We start from the raw sequence: 26,738 nt of genomic DNA on the forward strand, positions 1-26,738 counted from the left end.
CGCCTGCTAGCCCTTGGACTGGATCAGTTGAGCCGCCTTGCTCAACACGCCGATGACGGCGCTGAGTCCGGCCGGATGACTGCTGGCCGTGGCTTGCTTCACCAGGCTCGCGAACACGGACCGGCACACGCTGATGGCGGAGAGTGCCTGAGCCTTGCTGCTTGCCGCCCGCAACTGCGAGGCGGCGGTCTGCAGCGCGCTGCGTGCCTCCGGCGGATCATACCGGTTGAGGGTCCCGCCCATGCGATCGAGCACACCAGCGACGCAGTCGTAAAGCGCCTTGCCGGCGCTGGCGCTGCACGATTGCAGCCCGGCAGTGCCGACCTCTGCGGCCGCGGCAGCCCCGCCACCGGCATGTGCCGGGCCAATGGTCCCCGGGGCCGCCGTGAACAGCAGCAGGGCCATGATGATCCGCAGGCCCCTCGCGGTCGATGTGATCATTCCGTATCTCGCTGTCATCACGCGATCCTCCGTCCTCATCCCTTGGCCAGTGTCTGGTCGCTCCATCCGGGCAACACTGTCCTGCCGCGGAGGCCCATGCGAAATGCCGGTCTCGATGTCTCCATGCACGTCCCCTGTCATCGCGACGTCGTTGGTGTGACCGCGTTGCCGACCGTGAATTCGCACGGCACCGTCGTCAGCCTTGGTTCACCTCTCAGCGCGAACAGGTGCTCCCACTGTGACCTGCGGCACACGACACCGCTGGGCGCGTCCTCGACGATGACGACCGCATAGAGCCGGTCGCGCTTCTGGAACGCCTTGATGCTGGTGTCTTCAGGGAAGGTTTGCAGCAACGTCAGCACGCCGTGGCCGCTGTCGAGATCCGCGGCGATGCCGGCGATACCCGAGATGATGCGCCATTTGCCGCCTTCGATCGTGGCGCCGATAAAGGTGCCCTCGGTGAGCGTGTTCTGGAGGATTTTCTGCTTGAGGAAATCAGGTCCAAGCTCGGCGCTCTGGCGCAACCGGTTCTTCAGGCTCGGCGAGTAGAAGACCTTGTCGGTGCCGCCCTGAAACACGATGGTCGTGCCCTCGGGCCCGCCGGCGATCAGGTTCTGGAATTCACGACCGCTCAGCACGCCGGCCGAAGCGACAGGCGTCGCCAATATGGCAAATGCCGCTACGGTCGCTGCCAGCTTCGCTGTGCCGAGCAGAACGGTGATGAAGCGCATCATCTCTTCGCATCATCCCTTGGACTGGACCAATTGAACGGCGTGGCCGATCAGCGCGGATATGGCGGCAAGGTCCTGGGCATCGGCGGTGCCGCCCTCGACGTGTCCGATCGTTCGAGCCTGTTGCAAGGCACCTGAGATCGCCGCGCGCGCTTGCGCCAGCGCCGAGAGCGCCTGCACCTTGTCAACGGCGCGTCGCAGTCGGTAGATGGCGTTGTCGAACGGCTGCTTGACCGAAGGCGGTATCGCGTTCCTCCCAAGCTGTTGGCACGCATTGTTGAGCGCCGTGGCGACGCAGCCGTAAAGGGCCGTGCCGGTGTTGCTGCCGCACTTTGCGAGATCGGCTTCCGCGTTTCGCGCAGCGATGCCGGCCTGCGTGATCGCCATCGCCTCACGGCTCTCGAAAGGCGGTCCGCCAAGAGCCAGCGCCAAAATCATCGACAGGCCGGCGCATGCGCCAATTCTCGATCGATTGCGATGCGCAATTCCAGGTGCATTGCCCCTCATAGAGATACCCCCGCCACCGACTCGAGGTTCGATGATGCTGACCTGCTTCGCCAAGATTTTCGCAACCAGCGTGATGCCGATTCCGGTTGCGAACCGCACAGCAAATCCCGATTCCAGGATCAGCTCCTACCGCGAACAATCGTTTTCGAATGTGACCTGCGGCACATCAGGGCTGAAGCGATCCCGCAAAGGTGTCCGGCACTGAAAGCAATCGGCAATCGCGGGCGGCATTGCCCGTCACGAAAGAATTTGGGAATCGTCAATCTGCAAAATCCAAGCATACTGTCGTTTCGCCGTCAATTTGGCGCAAGCTCAGGAATGACAGCGGCAAGGGGTTCGCCTAGGATTCCGCTCGGCCCGATTGGTCATGATGCAGATGCGAAAATCACTTGAACTTGGATTGGTCGTCTGGCTCCTGCATCTGCTTTTGGTGCAGCCGGTCTTGGCTGTTAGCGAACGCAAAATGGTAGCAACCTTAGCGCCGCGGCTCGCGCTGGTGATCGGCAACGCCAGTTACACAAAGCTGGGGACGCTGGCCAATCCCGCACGCGATGCACAATTGATCGCGGACAGACTGCAGCAGATCGGATTTGAGGTCACGGCAGTGACCGATCGCGACCTGCGAAGCCTCTCGCAGGACGTGGAGGAGTTTGCACAGACCGTGAAGGCAAGCGGACCTTCGACCGTCGCATTGCTCTACTATGCCGGCCACGGCTTCGAGAGCGACGGCGTCAACTACCTTGTCCCGGTGAATGCCGACATCAAGCGGCGCGCCGACATCGGAGGGCAATCCCTGGCCGTCAAGCGCGTCGCCGATCGCCTGTCTGCAGCAGGCAATGCGCTCAACATCCTCATCGTGGATGCTTGCCGCGACAATCCATTTCCGCCGGGCATTGCCGGCAGCACGCTCGGGCTGGTCCCGATGGGGGCAGTCTACGGCGTCTTCATTGCTTCGGCCACCGGCTCGGGCAAGGTCGCGCTCGACGGGGACGACGGCCATAGCCCCTACACCAGGGCGCTTGCGGACGCGATGATCGTGCCGGGCGAGCGTCTGGAAGACGTGTTCAAGAGCGTGCGCCGTCAGGTGCGGCTTTCGACGGGTGAGCAGCAGATTCCCTGGGAATCCACGTCGCTCGAGCTCGACTTCTTTTTCGTGCCGCCACCGCCACTGCCGAGCCAGGCCGCGCAATTGCTCACGGCGGCACAGGAGACCGGCAACGTCGCGCTCTACGATCTCCTTGTCGAACGCTTTCCGACAAGCCCCGAAGCCGCCGTGGCACGCTCGGCGGCCGCCGAACTGAGGAAGAATGCGGCTGCGAACGGGCCTGCGGCCGCATCCGCCGCGTCGCTTGTGCTCGACCGCGCGCGGCAGACCCGCACCCCGGAGGCTTATGATCTCGTGGCCGCGCTGTTTCCGGATGCGCCAGAGGCTGACGAGGCGCGCAACGCGGCCTCGCGCCTGCGCGAGATCACCGTGCTCGACAGTGCGGGGCCCACTTATGAAGGCCGCGAACTCGTGCAGCTCATCCAGGCCGAGCTGGCGCGGCTTGATTGTTTTGCGGGCCAGCAGGGCGGCGTCTTCGATGCTGCCACCATTCAAGGTCTGCGCCGGGCCTCGCTGCTCTCCGACGAGCATTATCTCTGGCACCGTCCGACCATGGCCGCGCTGCGGGCCCTGAAGAAGGTCGACAACCGCGATGGCTGTGCCAGGCAGAAGACGGTCGCGGCGCCGCATTGTCTTCGGGTCAACAACGAGGACTTTTGTCAATGATCGCTCATGAATTAGGCTTCATTATATTGCAGCATATTTTATAGGCATGCGCCTCGCTTTGTATGCAATGCTGAAATGAGGGCGGTGCGTGTCTTTCGATCGATCGACATTTGAAATCAGTGGCTTAGGCGGCGCCTAACCTCCTCTTCACCCTTGGCACGAACCTTGCGAATCCCGTTCCAACCAGAAAACTTTTCGAGTTGGAGCATCCCCCATGAAGCGCCGCGATTTCCTCAAGTCCGTTTCCGGATTGGCCGCCGGCGCGGCGCTTCCCATCGTGCCAGAGGTCATCTCCTCGGCCTATGCCGACGCCCGTTCGGAGACGCTGCTGATCGTCTCGGAAGGCGGCCCCAACAATCTCGACATCCATGGCGTCGGCACCAACGTGCCCGGCTACGAGGTGTCGTGGAATTGCTACGACCGCCTGATCAGCCACGAGATGAAGAGCGGCCCCGGCGGCGTGCCGTATTACGATCGCGACAAGTTCAAGGGCGAGCTCGCCGAGGAGTTCAAGATCGACGACATGTCGGTCACCTTCAAGCTGCGCAAGAACGCCAAATTCCACGACGGCACGCCTGTCACCGCCAAGGACGTCAAATGGTCGCTCGATCGCGCCGTCAGCGTCGGCGGCTTCCCGACCTTCCAGATGAGCGCGGGCTCGCTGACCAAGCCGGAGCAGTTCGTCGTGATCGACGACCACACCGTGCGCGTCGACTTCCTGAAGAAGGACAGGCTGACGGTGCCCGATCTCGCCGTCATCGTGCCCTGCATCGTCAACTCCGAGCTGGTGAAGAAGAATGCCAGCGAGAAGGATCCCTGGGGTCTCGAATTCACCAAGCAGCAGACCGCGGGCTCCGGCGCCTACAAGGTGACGAAGTGGACCGCCGGCACCGAAGTGATCATGGAGCGCAACGAGGATTGGGCCTGTGGTCCGCTGCCGAAGATCAAGCGCGTGATCTGGCGCATGGTGCCGCAGGCCGGCAACCGCCGCGCGCTGCTCGAGCGCGGTGACGCCGACATCTCCTACGAACTTCCGAACAAGGATTTCCAGGAGATGAAGGCGAGCGGCAAGCTCAACGTCGTGTCGCTGCCGTTCTCCAACGGCATCCAGTATATCGGCATGAACGTCACCAAGCCGCCCTTCGACAATCCGAAGGTTCGTCAGGCCGTCGCCTACGCGCTGCCCTATCAGAAGATCATGGACGCCGTGATGTTCGGGCTGGCGAACCCGATGTTCGGTGCGCCGAAGGACAAGCCGACCGAAGTCGCCTGGCCGCAGCCGCACAAATACAACACCGACATCGAGAAGGCGAAGGCGCTGATGGCCGAAGCAGGCATGGCAGGCGGCTTCGAGACCACGATCTCGTTCGACCTGAACTTCGCCGGCGTCAACGAGCCGCTCTGCGTGCTGGTGCAGGAGAGCCTCGCGCAGATCGGCATCAAGACCACCATCAACAAGGTGCCCGGCGCCAACTGGCGCACCGAGTTGAACAAGAAGGAGATGCCGCTCTTCACCAACGTGTTCTCGGGCTGGCTCGATTACCCCGAGTACTTCTTCTACTGGTGCTATCACGGCAACAATTCCGTCTTCAACACCATGAGCTACAAGTCGGCGGAGATGGACAGGCTGATCGACGGCGCGCGCACAGCTGCCGCAGCCGGTGACACCGCGACCTACGACGCCGACGTGAGGGGTTTTGTCGACCTCGCCTACACCGACATCCCGCGCATTCCGCTCTATCAGCCCTTCGTCAACGTCGCGATGCAGAAGAACATCAGCGGCTACCAGTACTGGTTCCACCGGAGGCTCGATTATCGCGCGATGGCAAAAGGGTAAAGGAGGCGAATGGTGAGTGGCGAATAGCGAATAGGGGAAAGTGATGGTTGCCGACGGCCGCGAATATCCATTCGCCATTCGCTATTCACCATTCGCGCGAACGGAGCGCGCCCCATGCTGACCATGATCGGCAAGCGCCTGATGTTCGCGATTCCCTCGCTGATCGGCGTCGTCATCGTCACCTTCCTGCTGACGCGTGCGCTGCCGGGCGATCCGGCGGCTTATTTTGCGGGGCCTGCCGCGACCAAGGAAGCGGTCGAGCAGATCCGGAAAAAACTCGGCCTCGACAAGCCGCTGATCGAGCAGTTCTTCCGCTACACCAACGATCTCGCCCATGGCGATTTCGGCAACTCGCTCACCACGGGTCAGCCGGTTGCAACCGAAATCCGCAATCGCCTGCCGGCCTCGGCTGAATTGACGCTGCTCGGCCTGATCGTCTCCATCGTCATTGCCATTCCGCTTGGTGTGCTGGCTGCGACACGACCGGGATCATGGGTGGATCATTTATGTCGGGTGACGACGACAGCAGGCGTGTCATTACCAGTGTTCTTCACCGGCTTGCTGCTGGTCTATTTCTTCTACTTCCAGCTCGGCTGGTCACCGGCGCCGCTCGGCCGTCTCGACGTGTTCTATAGCGCGCCGCCGACGGTCACCGGCTTCTATCTGATCGACACGTTGATCGCGCGCGACTTCGAAGCGTTCCGCTCGGCGCTGAGCCAGCTCGTCCTGCCGGCGACGACGCTGGCGATCTTCTCGCTCGCACCGATCGCGCGCATGACGCGCGCCTCGATGCTTGCGGTGCTGGCGTCCGAGTTCGTCCGCACCGCGCGCGCCAGCGGCCTGTCGCCGACGACCGTCATCGTCACCTACGCCTTCCGCAACGCGATGCTGCCCGTGGTCACCACGCTCAGCATGGTGTTCTCGTTCCTGCTGGGCGCCAACGTGCTGGTGGAAAAAGTGTTCGCATGGCCCGGCATCGGCTCCTACGCGGTGGAGGCGCTGATCTCGTCGGACTTCGCGCCGGTGCAGGGCTTTGTCCTCACCATGGCGGTGATGTACGTGCTGCTCAATCTCGTGATCGACATTCTTTATGGCGTGATCGATCCACGCGTGAGGCTTGAGGGTTAAACCATGAGCACTGTTGCGCCCGCCGTTGAACCCGCCGGTCCTACGCGAACCTCGGGACTCACGGCGATCCTCGAACAGACCCGCTACGTCCTCGGCGAGAACAAGGTCACGGGCTTTGCCTTCGCCCTGCTGATCGTGATCCTCATTGCCGCGGTCTTCGGTCCCTATGTGGTGCCGTACGATCCGCTGGCGTCCGACACCGCCGCCGCCTTGAAGCCGCCATCGGCGGCGCACTGGTTCGGCACCGATCAACTGGGTCGGGACATCTTCAGCCGCGTCGTGGTGGCAACGCGGCTCGATACGTTCATTGCGGTGGCCTCCGTGGTGCTGGTGTTCCTGATGGGCGGCCTTGCCGGCATCGCGGCCGGCTATTTCGGCGGCTGGACCGACCGTATCGTCGGCCGCATCGCCGACACCATCATGGCGTTCCCGCTGTTCGTGCTGGCGATGGGCATCGTCGCCGCGCTCGGCAATACCGTGCAGAACATCATCCTCGCCACGGCCATCGTGAACTTCCCGCTCTATGCCCGCGTCGCGCGCGCCGAAGCCAATGTCCGCCGCAACGCCGGCTTCGTTCAGGCCGCGCGTCTTTCCGGCAACGGCGAATTCCGCATCCTGCTGGTGCACATCCTGCCGAACATCATGCCGATCATGATCGTGCAGATGTCGCTGACCATGGGCTACGCCATCCTCAACGCCGCGGGCCTGTCCTTCATCGGCCTCGGCGTCCGCCCGCCGACAGCCGAGTGGGGCATCATGGTCGCCGAAGGCGCGGGCTTCATGGTCTCGGGGGAATGGTGGATCGCGCTCTTCCCCGGCCTTGCGCTGATGATCGCCGTGTTCTGCTTCAACCTCCTCGGCGACGGCCTGCGCGACATCGTCGATCCGCAGCGGAGGACGTGATGGTGGGCGTCCTGCAAGAATTCTTCAATTGTTTCAGTGCGACGTCTACTGTGCATGGGGTTGTTTTCGGCCTCGGGAATGACGGGAGGCCCGCATGACCGCCCAGCCGCTGCTCGATGTCCGGGATCTCACGGTGGAATTCACCACCCGCCGCGGCATCGTCAAGGCCGTGCAGCACGTCAACATCTCCGTCGCCAAGGGCGAGACGCTTGCCATCGTCGGCGAGTCCGGCTCCGGCAAGTCGGTGACCTCCTACGCGGTGATGCGCATCCTCGACCGTGCCGGGCGGATCGCCGAGGGCTCGGTGATGTTCTCCGGCATCGACGTCAAGGCCGCGACCGAAGACCAGATGCGCGATTTGCGCGGCCGCGAAGTCTCGATGATCTTCCAGAACCCGCGCGCCGCGCTGAACCCGATCCGGAAAGTGGGCGACCAGATCGAGGACGTGCTGCGCACCCATGTGCAGCAGGCGACGGTTTCGGACCGCGGCGAGAAGGCGATCGAGGCGCTGGAGCAGGTCAAGATCGCCCGCCCGCGCGAGCGCTATCACGCCTATCCGTTCGAGCTGTCCGGCGGCATGTGCCAGCGCGTCGTCATCGCGCTGGCGCTCGCCTGCAATCCGCAACTGCTGATCGCGGACGAGCCGACGACTGGATTGGACGTCACCACCCAGAAGGCGGTGATGGACCTGATCGTCGAACTGACGAAACGCAAGGCGATGTCCACCATCCTGATCACCCACGATCTCGGCTTGGCCGCCGCCTATTGCGACCGCGTCGTGGTGATGGAGAAGGGCCGCGTCGTCGAGACCGCAAAAGCCGCCGACATCTTCGCGAGCCCGCAGCACCCCTACACGAAAAAGCTGATGCGCGCGACGCCGCGGCTCGGGGTGAGCCTGCGCGATCTGCTGCCGGAAGATGATACAAATGCGGCGACATCCTTCGCCTCTCCCCGCATGCGGGGAGAGGCCGACGCACGAAGTGCGGCGGGTGAGGGGGACTCTCCCAGCACCGTGCTCGCGGAGAGTCCCCCTCACCCTGATCCTCTCAGTGCGAGCGAAGCTCGTCACGACCCCGCAAGCGGGGCGAGGGAGAAGAGTGAGCAACCCCTCCTCCTCATCGAAAAGCTGGTCAAGGAATATCCGCGCCAGGGCGCGACGGCCACGCTCGGCAAACTGTTCGGCCGCAAGCCGCCGGTCGAGCCCGACGTCTTCCGCGCCGTCGACGGCATCAGCTTCTCGATCGGCCATGGCGAGAGCGTTGGCCTGGTCGGCGAATCCGGCTGCGGCAAATCGACCACGTCGATGATGGTGATGCGGCTGCTGGACCAGACCTCCGGCCTGATCCAGTTCGACGGCGAGGACATCGGCGCCATCCAGCCCGCCAGTTTCGCCCGGCTGCCGCAGCGCAGCCGGATCCAGATGGTGTTCCAGGATCCGACCGACAGCCTCAATCCGCGCTTCACCGCGGTGCGCGCCATCGCCGATCCGATCATGCAGCTCGGCGACATCAGGGGACGTGACGCGCTCCGCGCCCGCTGCGAGGAGCTGGCCACCATGGTCGGCCTGCCGCACAACCTGCTGGATCGTTTCCCGCATCAGCTTTCCGGCGGCCAGAAGGCCCGCGTCGGCATCGCCCGCGCCATCGCGCTGCATCCGAAACTGGTCATCCTGGACGAGCCGACCGCGGCGCTGGACGTTTCGGTTCAGGCCGTGGTCCTGAACCTGCTCCAGGACCTCAAGGCCCGGCTAGGTATGAGCTATCTGTTCGTCTCGCATGATTTGAATGTGGTGCGCTTGTTGTGCGATCGTGTCATTGTGATGCGGACGGGGCGGATCGTCGAGGAAGGGTCTTCCGAGAAGGTCCTGAGCGATCCGCAGGACGACTACACCAAGGAGCTGCTGACGGCGATCCCGCATCCGCCGTTGCAGGTCCACTGAGAGTGCACCGAGATCAGCTTGAGAGAGTGATGGCCAACCCGCTGGACGATTACATCGACGCCGTATCGAAAGCGCTGGCGCTGCCGGTCGAGGAGGCCTGGCGGTCCGCGATTCGCGCCAATCTCGAAGTCTCGCTGCGGCTTGGCCGCCTGGTCGACGAATTCGCGCTGCCGGACGAGACCGAGCCCGCGCCGATCTTCACGGCCTGACGCCGCCATGACGACCAAGCCAGAGATGAGCGCTGCCGAGATCGCGAGCGCGGTCGCAGGCGGCAAGATGACTGCGCTCGCCGCCACTGACGCCGCGCTCGCGCGTATCGAGCAGCACGACGCCACCCTCAATTCCTTCACCGATGTCACCGCGGACCGCGCCCGCACGAAGGCGCGCGCAATCGATGCCGACATCGCCGCGGGTAGGAAAGTCGGGCCGCTTGCCGGCGTGCCGTTCGCGGTCAAGAACCTGTTCGACGTCGCGGGCCTTTCGACCCGCGCCGGCTCGAAGATCAACCGCGACCTCGCCCCCGCCGAGCGCGATGCGACTCTGATCGAGCGGATGGAAGCCGCCGGCGCCGTACTCGTCGGCGCGCTCAACATGGGCGAATATGCCTACGACTTCACCGGCGAGAATGTCCACGACGGCCCCTCGCGCAATCCGCACGACACCACGCGGATGAGCGGGGGTTCCTCCGGGGGCTCCGGCAGCGCCGTCGGTGGTGCGCTGGTGCCGATCGCGCTGGGTTCGGACACCAACGGTTCGATCCGCGTGCCCTCGTCGTTCTGCGGCATCTTTGGTTTGAAGCCGACCTATGGCCGGCTGTCCCGCGCACGCTCGTTTCCGTTCGTCGCCAGCCTCGATCATCTCGGCCCGTTCGCGCGCTCGGCCACGGATCTCGCATTGGCCTATGACGCGATGCAGGGGCCGGATGCCGACGACGGCGCCTGCACCACGCGGGGGCTGGAGCCGACGCTGCCTTTGATCGCCAATCCGATCTCGGATTTGCGCATCGCAATCGCCGGCGGCCATTTCCAGAAGAACGTGTTCCCTGAAGCGGTCGAAGCCGTCAGCCGCGTCGCCCGGGCGCTGGGCGCGACCAAGGTCGTCGACGTGCCCGAAGCCTCGCGCGCCCGCGCAGCGGCCTATGTCATCACCACCACCGAAGGCGCCTCGCTGCATCTCGATCGCCTGCGCAAGCGCCCGAACGATTTCGATCCGGCCGTGCGCGACCGGCTGATCGCAGGCGCGATGGTGCCGGCGCCGCTGGTCGACCGCGCGCAAAAGTTCCGCCGCTGGTATCGCGCCCAGCTTGCCGACATCTTCAAATCCGTCGACGTGCTGCTCGCGCCGGCGACGCCCTGCACCGCACCGAAGCTCGGGCAGGTGAATTTCAATCTCGACGGCGTCGAGCTGCCGGTGCGCGCCAATATCGGCATCCACACCCAGCCGATCTCGTTCATCGGGCTTCCGGTGGTGGCCGTACCCGTGCCGCTCGAGCCGTTGCCGATCGGCGTGCAGATCATCTGTGCGCCCTGGCGCGAGGACATCGCGTTGCGGGTCGCGTACGCATTGGAAAAGATGGGCGTGGTCGCCGCGCCGAGCCCAAGAGGATTATGAGATGGAGATCGACCTTCCGGAGGTGATCGCGGAAGTCAAGGCCGCGTTCGAGCGCTACGAGCAGGCGCTTGTCACCAACGATGTCGCCGTGCTCGGCGAACTCTTCCGCAACGATCCCCGCACCCTGCGCTACGGCATCGGCGAAAATCTCTACGGCTATGAGGCCATCTCCGGCTTCCGTGCCGGCCGCTCGCCGGTCGGCTTGAACCGCCGCACCGCCAAGACGGTGATATCGAGCTACGGCCGCGACACGGCCGTGGCCTCCACCTTGTTCTATCGCGACACGGCTCCCGGCAAGGTCGGCCGGCAGATGCAGACCTGGATTCGCTTCCCGGAGGGCTGGCGCGTCGTCGCCGCCCATGTCAGCATCATCGACGAGTCGAAAGAGACCTGACCGTATGACGCTTGACGATTTTCCGCCCGGGATACTGCCGGCCGAGCCGGTGGTGCCCCGCGTCGACCGTGCCTCGCCATCGGTGCTGAAGGTCACCCGTGCCGAGGAACTTCGTCTTCAACTCGCCGACGAGATCGTGCGTGGGGCTCTCGCGCCCGGCGCGCCGCTTGACGAGACCGACATTGCGCGGCGCTTCAGCGTCTCGCGCACGCCGGTGCGCGAGGCGCTGCGTCAGCTGGTCGCGAGCGGCCTGGTCGAGGCGCGCCCCCATCGCGGCGCGGTCGTTGCGCAGCCCTCGATCGAGCGTCTCAAAAGCATGTTCGAGGCGATGGCGGAGCTGGAGGCACTGTGCGCCGGCCTTGCCGCCGAGCGCATGTCGGCCGCCGAGCGCCACGGCCTCGAGGCGATCCACGAAGAGCTGCGCGTTCTCAGCTATGCCGGCAATCCCGATCGCTTCCATGAAGTCAACGAGCGCTTCCACAACGCGATCTATGCGGGCTCGCAGAACGGCTACATCGCCGAGATCACGCTGGCGACGCGCGTCCGGGTGCAGCCGTTCCGCCGCGCCCAGTTCCGCAATCTCGGCCGGCTGGCAAAGTCGCAAGCCGAGCACGACCGCGTCGTCGTCGCCATCATGCGCGGCGACAAGCAGGGCGCCGCGGCTGCGATGCGCGCGCATATCGAGCTGGTGCGCGGGGAGTATGAGATTTACGCGGTGTCGGTGTAACTGCGCCTACGCGGTAGCGGCCTCCGCCATGAACTTCCGCCAGCCGCCATACGCCGTGATATCGCGCGCCCCGCCCAGCACTTCCGGCTCGACGAGAAAGCCCTTCAAGCTGCGGCCATCCGCAAGGCGGATGGTCCCGATCGCCATCGGCGCGGGAATCGCATTGACGAACCTGCCGAAGGCCGACGACGACAGCGACCAGATCTCCAGCTCGATCGACGCGCCCGAGCCGGCTTCGACACGCAGCATGCCGGGCTTCGGCGGCGTGGTCTGCAGCGCATAAAGTTTGTAGTCGGGCGCAGTTTTCGTTGCCTCGACCAGCTTTGCATTGAGCGCCTTCAGCTCGCCATTCAACGCCATGCCGGAGAGATGCGCGCCGACGACCGCAATCGGGATCTCGTCGCCACTGTTGGCCGGTAGCGGCGCGAGCGGGGACTGTGCCACGCCCTTTGCTCCGATGGTCAGCTTGGTATCCGCGTGAAAGACGCGGCCGATGCTCGCGAGCATTCCATCGCGTCCTGCAGGCGCGAGCAGCGTGATGCCGAACGGAATGCCGTCCGCGCGCATCGATGCCGGCAGCGCGAGGCCGCAGAGGTCGAGCAGGTTGACGAAATTCGTGTAGGTGCCGAGCCGGCTGTTCAGCTCGATCGGATTGGCCAGCACTTGTGCGGTGGTATAGGCCGTCGGTGCCGTCGGCAGCACCAGCGCGTCGATATTGGCGAAGGTGCGCTCGGCGATCTTGCGCAGGCCCTGCAGCCGGTAGAGCGCGGAGAAGGTTTCCGCTGCGGTCAGTCGCGCGCCGGCCGCAGTGATCTCGCGTGTGACGGGATGAATCGAATCTGGCGCCGAGGCGAGCAAGTTCTTGATCACGAGATAGCGTTCGGCCACCCATGGGCCTTCGTAGAGCAGCCGCGCCGTCTCGTAGAACGGCTCCAGGTCGAACTCGACCAGCGTTGCGCCGAGCGCAGCCCATCGCTTCAGCGCATCCGCATAGGCGGCTTCCGATGTCTTGTCGCCGAAGAAGATCAGCTGCCCGTTGCGCGGCACGCCAAGCCGGAGGTTCGCAGGGAACGGCGCGAGTGCGCCAAGCGGCCGGTCGCGCGAGAACGGATCGGCCTGGTCCGGGCCGGCCATCACGGACAGCGCGAGCGCGGCGTCGTCCACGGTCAGCGCAAACACCGAGATGCAATCGAGCGTGCGGCAGGCCGGCACGAGGCCGGCGGTCGAGATCATGCCGAGGCTCGGCTTGAGCCCGACGATGTTGTTGAGCATCGCCGGAACGCGGCCCGAGCCGGCCGTGTCGGTGCCGAGCGACAGCGGTACGAGGCCCGCACCGACGGCGGTCGCCGAGCCCGAGCTCGATCCGCCGGGAATGAGATCGTCGCGGATCGAATTTTTGGGAATGCCGTAGGGCGAGCGCACGCCGACGAGGCCGGTTGCGAACTGGTCGAGATTGGTCTTGCCGATGACGATCGCGCCGGCAGCGCGCAGGCGCTCGACGGCGGTCGAGTCATGCGTGGGGTTGTAGGAGAAGGCCGGGCAGGCCGCCGTGGTCGGAAAGCCCAGCGCGTCGATATTGTCCTTCACCGCAACCGGAATGCCATAGAGCGGGAGGTCGGCGGCATCGGCGCGCGCCGCAAGCTTTTCGGCTTCCGCGATCGCATCCTTCTCGTCGCGCAGGCTGATGAAGACGGCCGGGTCGTTGTAATCGCGGATGCGCTGATAGGTGCGTGCGATCGTCTCGGCCGGTGTGAGCGTGCCCGCGCGATGCGCGGTCACGATCGCGGCGATCGTTTCAGGCTGCTCAGCCCCCATCTCAGCCTTCATGGCGATAAAAACTCCGGCAACATGTCTTCACCCGGATTGAAGCAAGCGATGTGCCATTGTGTACATTATCCGGGCAGACGCGACGCCCCGGATATTATCGTGCAATCAGTGGGTTGGGTGATATTTCGAGCACTGATGGAACTGCCGTGCCAACGCCCTGTTACGAGCATCTGCTCAAATCATGAGCAGTAGAGATCAGGTGAAGCTCGCAAGGATCTGGAGCAACCGCTCACGGTTCGCCTTGCCGATCTTCTCCTCGACGTGCCGCTCGTGCCCGGCGGCGAGGCGCTTGAACCTGGCGAGCGCTGTCTCGCCTTGCGCTGTGAGATGCAGTGCATCGGAGCGCCGGTCCTCTTTTACACCACCTTGCTGCTGCCCTGCGTGATCAACCGCGCCGCGCGCTGGTCGCGCGCGTAGATCCACAGCCAGCTCAGCGCGACGCTGAGGCGGTGACGCAGCCCGATCAGGAAGTAGATGTGGGCGATGCCCCAGATCCACCACGCGATGGTGCCGCGCAGCTTGACCTTGCCGAAATCGATCACCGCGAGCCGCTTGCCGATCTGGGCGAGGCTGCCGGCATGCTTGTAGCGGAACGCGCCCTTGCTCTCGCCGCGCAGCCGCGCCTTGATGGTTTCGGCGACATGCTTGCCCTGCTGCTTGGCGGCAGGCGCGATGCCGGGCACCGGCTTGCCGTTCCAGGCGTTGATGTTGATGGTGTCGCCGATCGCGAAGATCTCGGGATGGCCGGGAATGGTGAGATCGTCTGCGACCTGCACGCGGCCGGCGCGATCGGCCGGCGCGCCCAGCCAATCGGCGGCGGGCGAGGCCCGCACGCCGGCAGCCCAGATCCGGGTTTTGGCATTCAAGAGTTGGCCGCCGAAGACCGCGCCCTCGCGGTTGATCTCGGTGACTGCCTGCCCGAGCACGACCTCGACTCCGATCTTTTCGAGCGATGCCTGCGCGTAGGCCGAGAGGTCGTCGGGAAAGCCCGCCAGCACCCGCGGCCCCGCCTCGATCAGCACGACGCGCGCTTTCGTCGTATCGATGTTGCGGAAATCACCGGGAAGGGTGTGATGCGCCATCTCGGCGATGGTGCCGGCGAGCTCGACCCCGGTTGGACCGGCGCCGACGATGACGAAGGTCAGCCGCGCCGCGCGCCTTGCCGGATCGGTCTCGCGCTCGGCGCGCTCGAACGCCACCAGGATGTGTCGGCGCAGCGTGGTGGCGTCCTCGAGCGTCTTGAGGCCCGGCGCCCAGGTCTCCCACTCGTCATGGCCGAAATAGGCGTGGCGTGCGCCGGTCGCGAGCACCAGCGTATCGTAGGGCACCTCGCTGCCGTCGTCGATCTGGACACAGCGCTTGTTGGCATCGACGCCGCTCACCGTGGCAAACAGCGTCGTCACCTCGCGACGGTCGCGCATGAGATGACGGATCGGCCAGGCGATCTCGCTGGTCGCGAGCGAGGCGGTCGCGACCTGGTACAGCAGCGGCTGAAACAGATGATGGTTGCGGCGATCGATCAGCGTAATCTCGACCGGCGCGCCCGCGAGCCGGTAGGTCGTCTCGAGCCCGCCGAAGCCGGCGCCGACGATGACGACGCGATGAGGAGTTGCGGCCATGATGCACCTTCGAATCCTGCTGCTCTCACTCATTTAAGTGCGAATTGGGTACCGCGGTCCAATAGCCGTCACGAATGATCGAATAGGCTTCGCGTATCGATATTCCCCGCGAAAAAGCGCCGCAGCCTTGGTCGAAGTAAGTAGAATTATATTTCTTGCCATCCTTGTTTGGGGCGAAATATGGTGCAGGGATGGGCGCTGAGCCATTGGCGGCGCGGCAGATTTTGCGTTCAATAGAGACAGCCCGGGGGCAGCGATCAACCTGTTTCCGGAACCAATAATAGGAGGGGAGTTGTTATGAGGACGGCATTCTGGCTGGCGGGCGCAGCGGCGCTGGTACTGGCAAATCCGGCATTCGCCGGCGACAGCATCAAGATCGGTTTCGTCTCGACCTTCAGCGGCCCGACTGCCGTGATCGGCAATGACATGCGCAACTCGTTCGAGCTCGCGCTCGATCATCTCGGGCGCAAGATGGGCGGCAAGCCGGTCGAGGTGATCTACGAGGATGACGGCCAGAAGCCTGACGTCGGCAAGCAGAAGACCGAGAAGCTGGTACAGTCCGACAAGGTCGATTTCCTCGTCGGCTACATCTGGTCGAACGTGCTGCTGGCTTCGCTCAAGACCGCGGTGGACTCGCAGACCTTCATGATCTCCGCCAATGCCGGCCCCTCGCAGCTCGCGGGTGAACTGTGCAGCCCTTACGTTTTCTCGACCTCCTGGCAGAACGATCAGACGCCGGCCGCCATGGGCCTCTACATGAACGCGAACGGCGTCAAGAGCGTGTTCCTGATCGGCCCGAACTACGCCGCCGGCAAGGATATGCTTGCGGGCGTGAAGAGCACGTTCAAGGGCGAGGTCAAGGGTGAGGAATACACGGTCTGGCCGAGCCAGCTCGACTTTTCGGCGGAGCTGGCGAAGGCCCGTGCCTCCGGCGCTGAATCGATCTTCGTGTTCTATCCCGGTGCGGCCGGCGCGCAGTTCCTCAATCAATATGTCCAGGCCGGCATGAAGAGCACCATGCCGCTCTACACGGCCTTCACCGTCGACGAGACGACGCTGCCGTTGCAGAAGGAGAATGCGCTCGGAGTGCCCGGTGCGCAGGAATGGGTGAACGACCTCCCGAACGAGCAGAACAAGAAGTTCGTCGCTGACTACCGCGCGAAATATCCGAGTGCTCGCCCGAGTTATTACGGCGCGCAAGCCTATGACGCGGCCCAGCTGATCAACAGCGCGGTGGTCGCCGTCGGCGGCGACACGTCCAAGAAGGATGCGATGAAGGCCGAGATGGAAAAGGCCAACTTCAAGTCGCTGCGCGGCGCGTTCAAATACGGCAACAACCACATCCCGATCCAGAACTTCTATCTGCAGGACGTGGTAAAGGGCACCGGTGGCGAGCTTTCGCTGAAGACGGTCGCCACCATCGTCACCAACGATCAGGACCGCTTCCACGACAAGTGCCCGATGAAGTGAGGCTCCTTCCCCTCTCCCCGCGAGCGGGGAGAGGCGAAGAGCCCGCACAGAGAGGGCGTTACTACACCCGCGGCATGCTCGCGGGCCGCACCTCGCGGGCCTGTGCGGCGAGCCGGATCCCGGCGTTCGCTGCACCGAAGCCCTGATAGCTGCGCCGCTCCACGATCTCGAAGAAGAAGCGCTCATCAAAGATGTGGGTGTAGACCTGGAAGAACTCGCCGTCGCCGTCGCGGTCGTAGAGGATGTGGTTGGCGCGCAGCCTGGCCATGATTTCGGGCGCGAGATCGTATTTGGCTTCGATGTCGTCGTAGTAATTGCCGGGAATGTCCAGGAAGCCGGCGCCGCGGGCGCGCATCGCGGCGACGGCGGCAAAGATGTCGTCGCACGCGAATGCGACGTGCTGGACGCCCGAGCCGAAAAACTCCGAGATGAAACGTGCCGGCAGCGTGCGATTGGCTGAGGAGCCGTTGACGACGAAGCGCAGGCTTTGGTCGCCATTGATGAGCGCCTGGCTCTGCACGAGCCCGCGTGGGTCCGCGATCTCCATCTGCGGCAGGCGCTTGAGATCGAGGATGCCGGTGTAGAACAGCAGCCAGGACAGCATCTCGTCATAGGGCATCGACTGCGCGATGTGGTCGACCGCGAGCAGCGCATCCGCGCTCGCATCGCTCGTCACGGCTTCGAAATCCGTGTCCCAGTTCTTGCCGGCCTGGTCGAGGAAATAGAGCAGGCTGCCGCCGACGCCGTGGATCGCGGGGATCTCCAGCTCGCCCGGTCCGACCGGCTGGTAGAAGGTGCGCGCCTTCAGCGTCTCGGCCCGCTGCATGGCAAGGCCGGCATTGTCGACATCGAGCGCGATGGCGCAGACGCCGGGCCCGTGCGTAACGTAATGCGAATGCGCAAAGCCATCGGTCTCGGAGTTGATCACGAGCTCGACCTTTCCTTGCGACCAGCGCTCCACCGCCTTGCTGCGATGCTTGCCGGTCTTGCGGAAGCCGAGCTGTGAAAGCAGACGGGCGAGCTCGCCGGCCTTGGTTTCGTTGACGGCGAATTCGATGAAGCCGGTACCGCTGCTCTTGGCCTTCGGGGCCAACGGCTCGCCGACGAGTTTTGGCCAGTCCGGCGCGAGGTGGTCCTGCAACAGGATCAGCGAGCGCAGGCCGTCGACGGCGGTCTGCGTCGCCGAGCCGGCGCGGAACTGGTCGTTAAAAATCTCCAGCGACCACGGTCCGGAATAGCCGGTCGCCGCGATGGCCTGCATGAACTCGCCGACCGGCAGGTCGCCCTGGCCGGGGAACGAGCGGAAGTGCCGGCTCCACGACAGAATGTCGAGTTCGAGCTTCGGCGCGTCGGCAAGCTGCACCAGAAAGATCTTGTCGCCGGGGATCGAGGCCATCGCGCGGACCGGGAAGCCCGGCGCCAGCGCATGAAAGCTGTCGAGGATGACGCCGATCGCAGGATGATCGGCGCGCCGCACGATCTCCCAGGCGTCGCGATAGTCGTTGACGTGCCGGCCCCAGGCCAGCGCCTCGTAGCCGACGCGCAAACCGCGCTTGGCGGCGCGGTCGCCGAGTTCGCGAAAGTCGTCCGCGGCGCGGTCGATGCCGCCAAGCGAGGCCGGCGATACGTTGGAGCAGATCAGCAGCAGATCAGTGCCGAGCTCCTGCATCAGATCGAACTTGCGCTCGGCGCGGGCGAAATTGCGTGAGCGCTGCGGTTCCGGCATGCCCTCGAAATCGCGAAACGGCTGGAACGCGCAGATCTCGAGATTGAGCTCCTCGCAGAGCTTTGCGATGTCGCGCGGGCCAGACCCGAACGACAGCAAATCGTTCTCGAAGATCTCGACTGCTTCGAAGCCTGCCGATGCAATGGCGCGCAGCTTTTCGTCGAGGGCGCCCGAGAGAGAAACTGTCGCGATCGAGCGCTTGGTCATGCTGCTGTCTCCTCCATGGCGCCCCCGAGGAAGAGCTGCCCGATACGGGGATCGTTCAAAATGCGCTCGGCCTTGTCGACCATGCGGGTCTGGCCGAGTTCGAGCACGATGCCGATGTCGGAGATCTCCAGCGCCGAGCGGGCGTTCTGCTCGATCATCAGGATGGTGACGCCGCGATCGCGCAAGGATTTGAGAATGTCGAACGTCTGCTGCACCATCAGCGGCGACAGGCCGATCGAGGGCTCGTCGATCAGCACCAGCTTTGGCTCGAGCAGCAGCGAGCGGGCGATCTCGAGCTGCTTCTGCTCGCCACCCGAGAGCGTTGAGGCCTGCTGTATCGACTTCTTCCTCAGCGCGGGAAACAGATCGAGTGCCGCCTCGATTCGCATCGGCAGGTCGATGTCTTTCCCGGCCGAGACCCCGCCAAGCTCGATGTTGCTGCGGACCGAGAGCTCCGGAAATATGTTACGGCCCTGCGGCACGTAGCAGATACCGGCATTGAGCAGCGCGCGCTGGCTCATGTTCGTGACATCGCGTCCGACAAAGCTGATCTTGCCTTCGCGCAACCTGAGCAGGCCGAAGATCGCCTTGAATACGGTGGATTTGCCGGCGCCGTTGGGGCCGATGATGGTGGTGATGGTCGCCTGCGGCACCGAAAACGTCGTGCCGTTCAAGATCGTCATCTTGCCGTAGCCGCCAACGAGATTGTGAACCGAGAGGATCGGATCGCTCATGGTTGTTCCTAATGTCCGAGATAGGCTTCGATCACGGCGGGATTCTTGCGGACCTCGTCCGGGCGTCCCATCGCCAGCACCTTGCCTTCCGCCATCACCATGACGCGCGAGCACAGCGACATCACGAATTCCATGTTGTGCTCGATCACGACGAAGGTCGCGTTCTTCTCGCGGTTGATGGCGACGAGCCTGTCCTTGAGGTCCGCCAGCATCGACGGGTTGACGCCCCCAGCGGGCTCGTCGAGCAGCACCAGGCGGGGGCCGCCCATGAACGCCATCGCGGCATCGAGCAGCTTTTGCTGGCCATAGGAGAGACCGCCGGCAGGTTCGGCCGCCAGATGGTCGAGCTTGAAGAAGCCGATCATCTGGTTGGCGGCATCGGTCAGCCCGGCATCGGAGCGGCCGACGAGGCGCGAGGCCATGTTGCCCTGATGCTCCTGTCCCGCGAGGATCAGGTTCTCGCGCACCGAGAGTTTTGGAAACACCTGCAACAGCTGGAATGTGCGGCTGACCCCGAGCTTGTTGAGCTCGGAGGGGCGCAGGCCGGTGACGACCTTGCCGTCGAGCCTGACTTCGCCGTCTGATGGTGTGAGCTGGCCGAGAATGCAGTTGAACAGGGTCGACTTGCCGCAACCGTTCGGGCCGATCAGACCGAGGATCTCGCCCTCGCGTACGTCGAAGGAGACGCCGTCGACCGCCGTGATGCCGCCAAAGCTCTTCTTGATGTTGGTCACTTCGAGCACCGCACTCATTGCGCCGTCTCCAGGCGAGACTTTGCGACGGCACGGAGTGCGGAGGCCGCCTTGGTGCGCCGCGCGGCCATGTAGCGGTCGAGGATGCCCAGAATGCCCGTCGGCGACCAGATCAGCAGCCCCATCACCGCGATCGCGTAGAGCATCAGATAATAGCCCTCCGTGAAGCGCAGCCATTCCGGCAGCAGCACCGCGATCATCGCCCCCAGGAACGGGCCGAAATAAAATCCGGCGCCGCCGACGATCACCATCATCAGGAGGTCGAGCGAGAGCGACAGGTTGAACGGCACGGGGTCGATATATTGCGTCAGCGGTGCATAGAGCGCGCCGGCGACACCGCCGAGCGCCGAGCCGATCGCAAAAGCCATCAACGTGTAGCGGCGCGTATCGATGCCGAGCGACTGCGCGCGCAGCGGGTTCTCGCGCAGCGCCATGAAGGCGCGGCCCCACGGCGAGCGGATCAGCCACCAGACCGCCAGCGAGACGATCGCGAGCGATCCCAGGCAGATATAATAGAACGGCAGCGGCTTGTTGGTCGCGATACCAAGGATATGGGGACGCGGAATGTTGGAGATGCCGTAGATGCCGCCGGTGAGCCAGCTCTCGTTGCGGAACACCAGGAAGGCCAATGTCGAGAAGGCGAGCGTGACGAAAGCGAGGTAGTGGTGCTGGACGCGAAGCGCGGGATAGCCGAGCACCCAGCCGACCGCGAAGGCGAGCACGATCGCCGCTGCGATTGCGGCTGGCAGCGGCCAGCCGTGCGTCGTCATGATCGCAGAAGCATAGGCGCCGATGCCGACGAAGGCGCCCTGCGCCAGCGAGACCTGGCCAGCGTAACCGAGCGTGAGGTTCAGGCCCATCGCGGCGATGGTCATCACCGCCCACTGGCTCAGGATGAACAGGCCGTAGCGGTTGAAGTTCATGGGAATGACGATCAGACCGGCGACGACGATGAGGCCGAGCGCGATCTTCAGGGGTCTGGCGAAACCGCTCATACCGTGCGCTCCTCGGCGCGGCCGAGCAGTCCTTGCGGCCGGAACAGGATGACGGCGATCAGGAAGATCATCGGCACGGCAGCGCGGTACTGCGTCGAGACATAGGCGGCCGCGAGATTGTCGAGCACGCCGATCAGGAGGCCTCCGGCGATGGCGCCGCGCACCTGGTTGAAGCCACCGACGATGGCCGCGATGAAGGCGGCCTGGCCCAGCACTTCACCGCTCGAAAATTTCGCCAGATAAATCGGCGTGATCAGCAGCGAGGCCAGCGCGACCAGGAAGGCGTTGATCAGGAAGGTCAGCAGGATCATGCGCTCGACCGGCACGCCGATGATGCGGGCGACAGTCGGGTTCTGCGCCGCCGCCTGCATCTGGTGGCCGAGCGAGGTGCGGTTGAGGAGCGTCGTCAGGCCGAACACGGCGAGGATCGCCACGACGAGCACGCCGATGCTCTGCAGCGACACGGCGTGACCAAGGATGGAGACGTCACCGGTCGGCACGATCGACGGGAAAGGCGATGCCTCCGCGCTGAAGAACTGTTTCACCGCTTCCTTGATCCCGATCGCGAGCGCCATGGTGGCGATCGCCAGCGGCAGCACGCCATGGCGCATCATCGGGTCGACCAGCAGCATCTTGAAGGCGAGGCCGAGCAGGATCATCGAGAGCAGGATGCCAAGGATGATCGCGAGCCAGAACGGCGCACCGGCATGCATGGCCGCCAGCATCAGGAACGCCGGCAGCATCACGAACTCGCCTTGCGCGAAATTGATGGTCTGCGAGGTCTGCCACAGCAACGTGAAACCGACCGCGACCAGCGCATAGATCGCGCCGGTGGCGAGGCCCGCGACCAGAAGATCGAACAGATTGGACATGTTCTTCTCTCGCCTATCCCTCGCCCCGCTCTATCGTCTCCCTCTCCCCGCACGCGGGGAGAGGCGAAGAAGAACGCCTCACTTCACCTTTGGCAGCACCTGCTTCACCACCTGCTTGCCTTCGACCACCTCGACCAGGAAGCTTTGGCGGTCGATGTCACCGTTTCCATCGAAGGTGACGTCCATCAGGATGCCCGGCTCGTCGGCCGCCTTGATCGTCAGGCCATGCAGCGTGTCGGCGAAAGCCTTGGAATCGACCTTGCCCATCCTCTCGGTGGCGGCTTTCACCATGTAGACGGCGAGATAGCCCTTCAGGCCGTTGTGGTCAGGGACGTAATTGTACTTCTTCGAGAACCGATCCCGGAAACCCTTGATCAGGTCGACCGGCGCATCGGTGGTGAGGCCGACATGGCCGCGCGCGCCGTTGGCGGCATCGCCGGCGAGCTCGATCACCTTCTGGCCGATCAGCGTGGTCTCGCCCATCAGCGGCGCGGTGACGCCCTGGCGCTTCAGCTCCTTCAGGATGCGCGCGCTCTCCTCTTCATTCAGGTAGACGAACACGGCGTCCGGATTGGCGGCCTTGATCTTGCCGACGTCGGCGGCAAAATCGGCTTGTCCCGCTTCTGTGGAGAGATCGGCGACGACCTTGGAGCCGAGTCGCTCAAGCTCCTTGATCACGACGTCGCGTCCGCCACGGCCAAAGTCATTGTTGACCCAGACCACCGCGACCGACTTCGCCTTCATGTCGTCGTGAATGTATTTTGCGACCTTCGGCATCGAGGATTGCTGTCCGAACGAGGTGCGGAACAGGAACTTGTTGCCGGCCTGCGTCAGCTCGGCCGCTTCACCACCCATGATCTGCGTGATGCCGGCTTCAGCGGCGAGCGGAGCAGTGACCTTCACCGAGCCGGAATAGCCGGGCCCGAGCAGCACATAGGGATCGGCGTCGAGCGCCTTCTGCACCTGCGCGCGCGCGACGCCGGGGTTGGACTGCGAGTCGGCATGGGTGACCTCGAGCTTGCGGCCGAGTACGCCGCCCTTGGCGTTGATCTCTTCGATCGCAAGGTCGATGCCGTTCTTCCAGTTGGTGCCGACGGTGGCACCGCCGCCAGAAAGCTCGGCGACGTCGGCGAGCTTGATCGTCTGGGCGAAAGCGCCCGTGGTCGTGATTGCGGTGAGCAGCGCGCCCACCAGTAGCGTTGATTTCATCGTCCTCTCCTCCCGGTTCAATTTTCCAAGCGGCCTTGTGTCCGGCCGCTTCGCCTCAAGCTGCCTGATAGGCGGCGCTGCGCGCAGCCATCACGGCGTCAAAAGCCTCTCCCATGACTTCGGTCGAAGGGGCAAGGCCGGTGAACAATTCGAAGGCGTCGGCGGCCTGGTAGATGGCAAGCTCGCGTCCGGTCATGATCCGCGCGCCCTTCGCCTGCGCTGCGGCGAGCAGCGGGGTGATCAGCGGCGAATAGACGGCGTCGGCGACCCACAGGTTTTCGCGCAGCAGCGAGGCCGGGACCGGGGTGTCCCGGTTCGGAAGCATCCCGACCGGGGTGCCGTTGACGAGGCCGGTTGCACCGTCGAGCGCGTCCTCGACGCTTCGAGCGACCCGAGCACCGCCGTGGGGGGCAAGCCGTGCGGCGAGCTTTTCGGCTCGCGCCGGCTCGCTGTCGAAGATGCGGAGATCAGCGACCTTCAGGCTCGCCAGCGCAAAGGCGATCGCCTTGCCGACGCCGCCGGTGCCGATCACGGCGACTGCGTTGCCAGTCGACGCCAGCAGCGGCTTGACGGCGCGTGCAAAGCCCGTCGTATCGGTGTTGTGCCCGATCAACCTGTTATCCCTGACGACGACGGTGTTGACCGCCGCCATGGTCGCGGCCGTCGGCGCCAGCTCGTCGAGCAGCGGGACCACCGCCTCCTTGTAGGGAAAGGTGACGTTAGTGCCGGCAAAGCCGAGCCGCCGCACGCCTTCGAGCATCATGCTGAGCTCGGCCGCGTCAGCGCCGGCGACTTCGATGAGCTGGTAATGGCCACGCAGGCCGAGCGCCTCGGCGGCGCGTTCGTGCATGGCGGGGGAGGCGGAATGGGCGATCGGCGCGCCGATCAGGCCGGTCAGGAGCTTTTTGGGGGCGATCGGTCCGCGGCTAGACATGATCCACTGTCGTCTCTCGGGGCGCGTTGATATCAGGCCATTAGCGGGGAAATCCACGCAATTCCAAGTGCGACGATAGTCATTCCCCCGCCTAACACAATTACCCTTTTGGCCGGCAAACCTAACATATTGTTATTTCTTTCGCCCGCGTCCTGACGCGGCCTTGCCATTGCCGCGGGACGGCTCGACCGCGCGCATCTCCGCGCGCAGCGACTCGATGAAATATTCGACATGCAGCGAAAGCGGCGCGCCGCGCTTGACCGCGATGTAAGTGTCGAACCGGGTCGGCTCGGTGATCTTGATGAGCTCGATCCCGGGATAGCCGCCATGGGCCACCGTGAATTGGTCGATGATGGCGATGCCGAGGCCTGCTTTGACCAGTGCGCACACCGTGGTCCCGAAGCGCGCGCGGATGGTGATGTTGTAGTCGAGCCGGTTGCGCGCAAAGATCTCGGCCATGATCCGGCCGTAAGGATCGTTCGGATCGATGCCGATCAGAGGATAGCGGGTGATCTCGGCGGCGGAGACCTGCTTGCGACCGGCAAGCTCGTGGCCCGGCGGCACGATGCAATAGAGTTCGCCCGAGGCGAGCGGCATGAAGTCGAGTCCGGAATGTTCCAGCCGGTAGCTCATAGCGACGCATTCGCCGCGGCCGAGCATGAGGTAGTCGATGGCTTCTTCCAGCTTGAGGATGTTGATGTCGATGCCCAAATCAGGATAGCGGCGGCGGACGCGCTCGATCGCGCGCGGCACCATCACCTGCGAAATGCTCGGCACCGAGCCGATGCGCAGCTCCGACAATCCGCCGCGACCGATCTTGGAGATGATCTCGGAGAGGTCGTCGACTTTCTTGTAGACGCCGTTGATCTGCTCGAAAATGTTCTCGGCTTCCGGCGTCGGGAAGTAGCGGCCGTTCTGTCGCTGAAAGAAGCGGATGCCGAGTGAGCGCTCGGTGTATTTGACCAGCCGGCTGATCCCCGGCGCCGACACGTTCAGCAGCTTCGCCGCGCCGCCAATGGTGCCCGTCACCATCACGGCACGGATCACTTCAACCTGGCGCAGCGTCATCATGGTTTGGGCATCCGAAAGACGATCGTGGTGGCGATCATCTCACGAGAGTCGCGATGTCAGCTAGCGGCAAGTGTCCGGCGGTGTGGATGGCCCGGCGGCGCTCCATCCAGGCAACCCGAATTCAGCTCGCTCAAATCCAAAGGCGTCGCCTCGTGGCGTCGGCGTCGTTTGCTGCAACCGCGTCCTAGCGTGCCGGCCCCTCCGGCCACGCGCTGCCGGGGAGTTTCGCGCGCTCGCTCTGCAGCACATCGCGCGCGAACTCGATGATCTTCTGCTTGTTGGCCGCATCCCGGACAGCGAAAAACACGCGGTTCAATTCCAGGCCGAGCACGCTGTTGAGCGCGATGTTCTCGTCTTCCATCGTGGCTTTCCCGCTCTAGACGCCTTAGGTGTAACTGGAGGTCACTTCCTCCACAAGTAGATTGAATCTTCGGTGCCAATGCCACACCGGGGAAATACGGGCGGGGTGAATTGAGGCTGTCCCCCAAGACGTGTTATACGGAAGAGCGAGGGTCAGGGAACGCACCGATGTCCGCCGTTGACTATGGCCGGGAGGCGCTGGACTTCATCGAGGGGTTGGGGGCCTATGACAAGGTCCCGGGTGCCATGAACGCGCTCGCAATTGCGTTTGGTCGCTACGGTTTCGAGCACATTATCGTCTCGGGATTGCCGAACCCCGATCAGCGCTTTTCGCAGATGGTGCTGGCCAAGAAATGGCCTGCCGAGTGGTTCAGCCTGTACACCGAGAAAAGCTACGACCGCGTCGATCCCGTGATCCGCAAGTGCCGGCAGACGGTCAATCCGTTCGAATGGTCGGAAGCCCCCTATGACGCCGAACTCGAGCCGGGCGCGGTGGAGGTGATGCGGCGCGCCGCCGACTTCGGCATGTCGCGCGGTTTCGTCGTGCCCATTCATGGGTTGACCGGCCATGAGGCCGGCGTCTCGCTCAGCGGCGTTCATCTCGATCTCAACGCCCGCAGCAAGCCGGCATTGCATTTGATCGCGATGTACGGCTTCGATCACATTCGTCGCCTGCTTGCGCCGTCGCCGCATCCGTCGTCGGCGCGCCTGACCCCGCGCGAGCGCGAGGTGATCGCCTGGGCGTCGCAGGGCAAGTCCGCGTGGGAGATCGGCGAGATTCTCGACATTACGCAGCGCACGGCGGAAGAGCATCTTGCAACCGCTGCGCGCAAGCTCGGCGCCGTCAATCGGACGCATGCAGTCGCGATCGCGATCCGTCAAAGAATCATCACTCCCTGAGATCACCGCCTACTGGGAAATTTCCCAATAGTCGCTTAGGCCTTTTTCGCTGAGGCTGCCCCCATTTCAAGCC

Annotated in this window: 25 protein-coding genes and 1 pseudogene; 11 read left to right on the top strand and 15 right to left on the bottom strand. The window is 64.3% G+C overall.

Annotated features, from left to right (window positions below; translation table 11 throughout):
* Nucleotides 1-6: 6 nt before the first annotated feature.
* From JQ621_RS30520 to JQ621_RS30530, 3 genes are all read right to left on the bottom strand, one after another.
* A complete protein-coding gene (locus JQ621_RS30520; RefSeq protein WP_212240533.1) occupies nt 7-441 on the bottom strand; it encodes a hypothetical protein in 435 nt (144 codons plus the stop codon).
* A gap of 137 nt (nt 442-578) precedes the next feature.
* Nucleotides 579-1,175, bottom strand: a complete 597-nt coding sequence (locus tag JQ621_RS30525) for a hypothetical protein (RefSeq protein WP_212240534.1) — start codon at nt 1,173-1,175, stop codon at nt 579-581.
* A gap of 9 nt (nt 1,176-1,184) precedes the next feature.
* Nucleotides 1,185-1,610 carry a hypothetical protein gene (locus JQ621_RS30530; RefSeq protein WP_212240536.1) on the bottom strand — a complete coding sequence of 142 codons (426 nt, stop codon included), beginning with the start codon at nt 1,608-1,610 and terminating at the stop codon, nt 1,185-1,187.
* A gap of 532 nt (nt 1,611-2,142) precedes the next feature.
* Here JQ621_RS30530 and JQ621_RS30535 point away from each other — a divergent pair.
* The 9 genes from JQ621_RS30535 to JQ621_RS30575 all read left to right on the top strand — a co-directional run bounded on the left by JQ621_RS30535 (nt 2,143) and on the right by JQ621_RS30575 (nt 11,989).
* Nucleotides 2,143-3,450 (top strand): caspase family protein, encoded by a 1,308-nt coding sequence (locus JQ621_RS30535; protein WP_249125673.1) that lies wholly within the window; start codon nt 2,143-2,145, stop codon nt 3,448-3,450.
* Between the two features lie 214 nt (nt 3,451-3,664).
* Complete coding sequence (locus JQ621_RS30540; RefSeq protein ID WP_212240540.1) at nt 3,665-5,287, top strand: ABC transporter substrate-binding protein; 1,623 nt, start codon at nt 3,665-3,667, stop codon at nt 5,285-5,287.
* A gap of 114 nt (nt 5,288-5,401) precedes the next feature.
* Complete coding sequence (locus JQ621_RS30545; protein ID WP_212240542.1) at nt 5,402-6,415, top strand: ABC transporter permease; 1,014 nt, start codon at nt 5,402-5,404, stop codon at nt 6,413-6,415.
* A gap of 3 nt (nt 6,416-6,418) precedes the next feature.
* Nucleotides 6,419-7,318, top strand: a complete 900-nt coding sequence (locus tag JQ621_RS30550; protein WP_212240544.1) for an ABC transporter permease — start codon at nt 6,419-6,421, stop codon at nt 7,316-7,318.
* A gap of 94 nt (nt 7,319-7,412) precedes the next feature.
* Complete coding sequence (locus JQ621_RS30555) at nt 7,413-9,257, top strand: dipeptide ABC transporter ATP-binding protein (protein ID WP_212240547.1); 1,845 nt, start codon at nt 7,413-7,415, stop codon at nt 9,255-9,257.
* Nucleotides 9,258-9,286: 29 nt separating this feature from the next.
* On the top strand, nt 9,287-9,466 hold the full coding sequence (locus JQ621_RS30560) for a DUF4089 domain-containing protein (RefSeq protein WP_212240548.1): 180 nt from the start codon (nt 9,287-9,289) through the stop codon (nt 9,464-9,466).
* Nucleotides 9,467-9,473: 7 nt separating this feature from the next.
* Nucleotides 9,474-10,868, top strand: coding sequence for an AtzE family amidohydrolase (locus JQ621_RS30565; RefSeq protein ID WP_212240549.1), 1,395 nt, complete (start codon nt 9,474-9,476; stop codon nt 10,866-10,868).
* A 1-nt stretch (nt 10,869) separates the two neighbouring features.
* Nucleotides 10,870-11,262 (top strand): oxalurate catabolism protein HpxZ, encoded by a 393-nt coding sequence (gene hpxZ, locus JQ621_RS30570; protein WP_212240550.1) that lies wholly within the window; start codon nt 10,870-10,872, stop codon nt 11,260-11,262.
* A 4-nt stretch (nt 11,263-11,266) separates the two neighbouring features.
* Nucleotides 11,267-11,989, top strand: a complete 723-nt coding sequence (locus JQ621_RS30575) for a GntR family transcriptional regulator (RefSeq protein WP_212240551.1) — start codon at nt 11,267-11,269, stop codon at nt 11,987-11,989.
* 6 nt (nt 11,990-11,995) lie between these two features.
* On the opposite strand, the gene atzF is transcribed toward JQ621_RS30575, so the two are convergent.
* The 3 genes and pseudogenes from atzF to JQ621_RS30585 form a co-directional block, all read right to left on the bottom strand.
* The gene (gene atzF / locus JQ621_RS30580; protein WP_464165374.1) at nt 11,996-13,804 is read right to left on the bottom strand and encodes an allophanate hydrolase; all 1,809 of its coding nucleotides are present in this window, start codon (nt 13,802-13,804) and stop codon (nt 11,996-11,998) included.
* Between the two features lie 207 nt (nt 13,805-14,011).
* Nucleotides 14,012-14,173, bottom strand: a pseudogene (locus JQ621_RS35940) (MarR family winged helix-turn-helix transcriptional regulator); the annotation flags it as partial.
* Nucleotides 14,173-15,435, bottom strand: coding sequence for an NAD(P)/FAD-dependent oxidoreductase (locus tag JQ621_RS30585; protein WP_212240553.1), 1,263 nt, complete (start codon nt 15,433-15,435; stop codon nt 14,173-14,175). The gene JQ621_RS30585 and the pseudogene JQ621_RS35940, both read right to left, overlap by 1 nt.
* Before the next feature lie 297 nt (nt 15,436-15,732).
* On the opposite strand from JQ621_RS30585, the gene JQ621_RS30590 reads away from it, so the two are divergent.
* The gene (locus JQ621_RS30590; RefSeq protein ID WP_212240554.1) at nt 15,733-16,905 is read left to right on the top strand and encodes an ABC transporter substrate-binding protein; all 1,173 of its coding nucleotides are present in this window, start codon (nt 15,733-15,735) and stop codon (nt 16,903-16,905) included.
* Nucleotides 16,906-16,966: 61 nt separating this feature from the next.
* Here JQ621_RS30590 and JQ621_RS30595 read toward each other — a convergent pair whose 3' ends face one another.
* The 9 genes from JQ621_RS30595 to JQ621_RS30635 form a co-directional block, all read right to left on the bottom strand.
* Nucleotides 16,967-18,838, bottom strand: coding sequence for a bifunctional sugar phosphate isomerase/epimerase/4-hydroxyphenylpyruvate dioxygenase family protein (locus JQ621_RS30595; protein WP_212240555.1), 1,872 nt, complete (start codon nt 18,836-18,838; stop codon nt 16,967-16,969).
* Complete coding sequence (locus JQ621_RS30600; RefSeq protein ID WP_212240556.1) at nt 18,835-19,572, bottom strand: ABC transporter ATP-binding protein; 738 nt, start codon at nt 19,570-19,572, stop codon at nt 18,835-18,837. The genes JQ621_RS30595 and JQ621_RS30600 overlap by 4 nt, the downstream gene beginning before the upstream one ends.
* A gap of 8 nt (nt 19,573-19,580) precedes the next feature.
* Nucleotides 19,581-20,324 (bottom strand): ABC transporter ATP-binding protein, encoded by a 744-nt coding sequence (locus tag JQ621_RS30605; RefSeq protein WP_212240557.1) that lies wholly within the window; start codon nt 20,322-20,324, stop codon nt 19,581-19,583.
* Nucleotides 20,321-21,319, bottom strand: a complete 999-nt coding sequence (locus JQ621_RS30610) for a branched-chain amino acid ABC transporter permease (protein ID WP_212240558.1) — start codon at nt 21,317-21,319, stop codon at nt 20,321-20,323. Before JQ621_RS30610 ends, JQ621_RS30605 begins: the two co-directional genes overlap by 4 nt.
* Nucleotides 21,316-22,191, bottom strand: coding sequence for a branched-chain amino acid ABC transporter permease (locus JQ621_RS30615; RefSeq protein ID WP_212240559.1), 876 nt, complete (start codon nt 22,189-22,191; stop codon nt 21,316-21,318). Before JQ621_RS30615 ends, JQ621_RS30610 begins: the two co-directional genes overlap by 4 nt.
* 78 nt (nt 22,192-22,269) lie before the next feature.
* The gene (locus JQ621_RS30620; protein WP_212240560.1) at nt 22,270-23,400 is read right to left on the bottom strand and encodes an ABC transporter substrate-binding protein; all 1,131 of its coding nucleotides are present in this window, start codon (nt 23,398-23,400) and stop codon (nt 22,270-22,272) included.
* A gap of 55 nt (nt 23,401-23,455) precedes the next feature.
* Nucleotides 23,456-24,334, bottom strand: coding sequence for a shikimate dehydrogenase (locus tag JQ621_RS30625; RefSeq protein ID WP_212240561.1), 879 nt, complete (start codon nt 24,332-24,334; stop codon nt 23,456-23,458).
* 132 nt (nt 24,335-24,466) lie between these two features.
* Nucleotides 24,467-25,405 carry a LysR family transcriptional regulator gene (locus JQ621_RS30630; protein ID WP_212240563.1) on the bottom strand — a complete coding sequence of 313 codons (939 nt, stop codon included), beginning with the start codon at nt 25,403-25,405 and terminating at the stop codon, nt 24,467-24,469.
* A gap of 184 nt (nt 25,406-25,589) precedes the next feature.
* Nucleotides 25,590-25,766: a hypothetical protein gene (locus JQ621_RS30635; protein WP_212240564.1), complete on the bottom strand. Its 177-nt coding sequence runs from the start codon at nt 25,764-25,766 to the stop codon at nt 25,590-25,592.
* 167 nt (nt 25,767-25,933) lie between these two features.
* Here JQ621_RS30635 and JQ621_RS30640 point away from each other — a divergent pair, with 167 nt between their 5' ends.
* Nucleotides 25,934-26,665 carry a LuxR family transcriptional regulator gene (locus JQ621_RS30640; RefSeq protein ID WP_212240565.1) on the top strand — a complete coding sequence of 244 codons (732 nt, stop codon included), beginning with the start codon at nt 25,934-25,936 and terminating at the stop codon, nt 26,663-26,665.
* The last annotated feature ends 73 nt before the right edge of the window (nt 26,666-26,738 follow it).

Origin of the sequence: Bradyrhizobium manausense, assembly GCF_018129685.1 — a bacterium.
In the GTDB taxonomy this organism is placed as follows: Bacteria; Pseudomonadota; Alphaproteobacteria; order Rhizobiales; family Xanthobacteraceae; genus Bradyrhizobium; species Bradyrhizobium manausense_D.

Coding starts and splice junctions, on each gene's coding strand:
- JQ621_RS30620 (WP_212240560.1), bottom strand. CDS start 23,400: ATGAAATCAACGCTACTGGTGGGCGCGCTGCTCACCGCAATCACGACC.
- JQ621_RS30635 (WP_212240564.1), bottom strand. CDS start 25,766: ATGGAAGACGAGAACATCGCGCTCAACAGCGTGCTCGGCCTGGAATTG.
- JQ621_RS30630 (WP_212240563.1), bottom strand. CDS start 25,405: ATGATGACGCTGCGCCAGGTTGAAGTGATCCGTGCCGTGATGGTGACG.
- JQ621_RS30530 (WP_212240536.1), bottom strand. CDS start 1,610: ATGATTTTGGCGCTGGCTCTTGGCGGACCGCCTTTCGAGAGCCGTGAG.
- JQ621_RS30640 (WP_212240565.1), top strand. CDS start 25,934: ATGTCCGCCGTTGACTATGGCCGGGAGGCGCTGGACTTCATCGAGGGG.
- JQ621_RS30615 (WP_212240559.1), bottom strand. CDS start 22,191: ATGTCCAATCTGTTCGATCTTCTGGTCGCGGGCCTCGCCACCGGCGCG.
- JQ621_RS30600 (WP_212240556.1), bottom strand. CDS start 19,572: ATGAGCGATCCGATCCTCTCGGTTCACAATCTCGTTGGCGGCTACGGC.
- JQ621_RS30585 (WP_212240553.1), bottom strand. CDS start 15,435: ATGGCCGCAACTCCTCATCGCGTCGTCATCGTCGGCGCCGGCTTCGGC.
- JQ621_RS30520 (WP_212240533.1), bottom strand. CDS start 441: ATGATCACATCGACCGCGAGGGGCCTGCGGATCATCATGGCCCTGCTG.
- JQ621_RS30610 (WP_212240558.1), bottom strand. CDS start 21,319: ATGAGCGGTTTCGCCAGACCCCTGAAGATCGCGCTCGGCCTCATCGTC.
- hpxZ (WP_212240550.1), top strand. CDS start 10,870: ATGGAGATCGACCTTCCGGAGGTGATCGCGGAAGTCAAGGCCGCGTTC.
- JQ621_RS30550 (WP_212240544.1), top strand. CDS start 6,419: ATGAGCACTGTTGCGCCCGCCGTTGAACCCGCCGGTCCTACGCGAACC.
- JQ621_RS30590 (WP_212240554.1), top strand. CDS start 15,733: ATGAGGACGGCATTCTGGCTGGCGGGCGCAGCGGCGCTGGTACTGGCA.
- JQ621_RS30535 (WP_249125673.1), top strand. CDS start 2,143: ATGGTAGCAACCTTAGCGCCGCGGCTCGCGCTGGTGATCGGCAACGCC.
- JQ621_RS30545 (WP_212240542.1), top strand. CDS start 5,402: ATGCTGACCATGATCGGCAAGCGCCTGATGTTCGCGATTCCCTCGCTG.
- JQ621_RS30625 (WP_212240561.1), bottom strand. CDS start 24,334: ATGTCTAGCCGCGGACCGATCGCCCCCAAAAAGCTCCTGACCGGCCTG.
- atzF (WP_464165374.1), bottom strand. CDS start 13,804: ATGGGGGCTGAGCAGCCTGAAACGATCGCCGCGATCGTGACCGCGCAT.
- JQ621_RS30595 (WP_212240555.1), bottom strand. CDS start 18,838: ATGACCAAGCGCTCGATCGCGACAGTTTCTCTCTCGGGCGCCCTCGAC.
- JQ621_RS30560 (WP_212240548.1), top strand. CDS start 9,287: ATGGCCAACCCGCTGGACGATTACATCGACGCCGTATCGAAAGCGCTG.
- JQ621_RS30575 (WP_212240551.1), top strand. CDS start 11,267: ATGACGCTTGACGATTTTCCGCCCGGGATACTGCCGGCCGAGCCGGTG.
- JQ621_RS30605 (WP_212240557.1), bottom strand. CDS start 20,324: ATGAGTGCGGTGCTCGAAGTGACCAACATCAAGAAGAGCTTTGGCGGC.
- JQ621_RS30565 (WP_212240549.1), top strand. CDS start 9,474: ATGACGACCAAGCCAGAGATGAGCGCTGCCGAGATCGCGAGCGCGGTC.
- JQ621_RS30540 (WP_212240540.1), top strand. CDS start 3,665: ATGAAGCGCCGCGATTTCCTCAAGTCCGTTTCCGGATTGGCCGCCGGC.
- JQ621_RS30555 (WP_212240547.1), top strand. CDS start 7,413: ATGACCGCCCAGCCGCTGCTCGATGTCCGGGATCTCACGGTGGAATTC.
- JQ621_RS30525 (WP_212240534.1), bottom strand. CDS start 1,175: ATGATGCGCTTCATCACCGTTCTGCTCGGCACAGCGAAGCTGGCAGCG.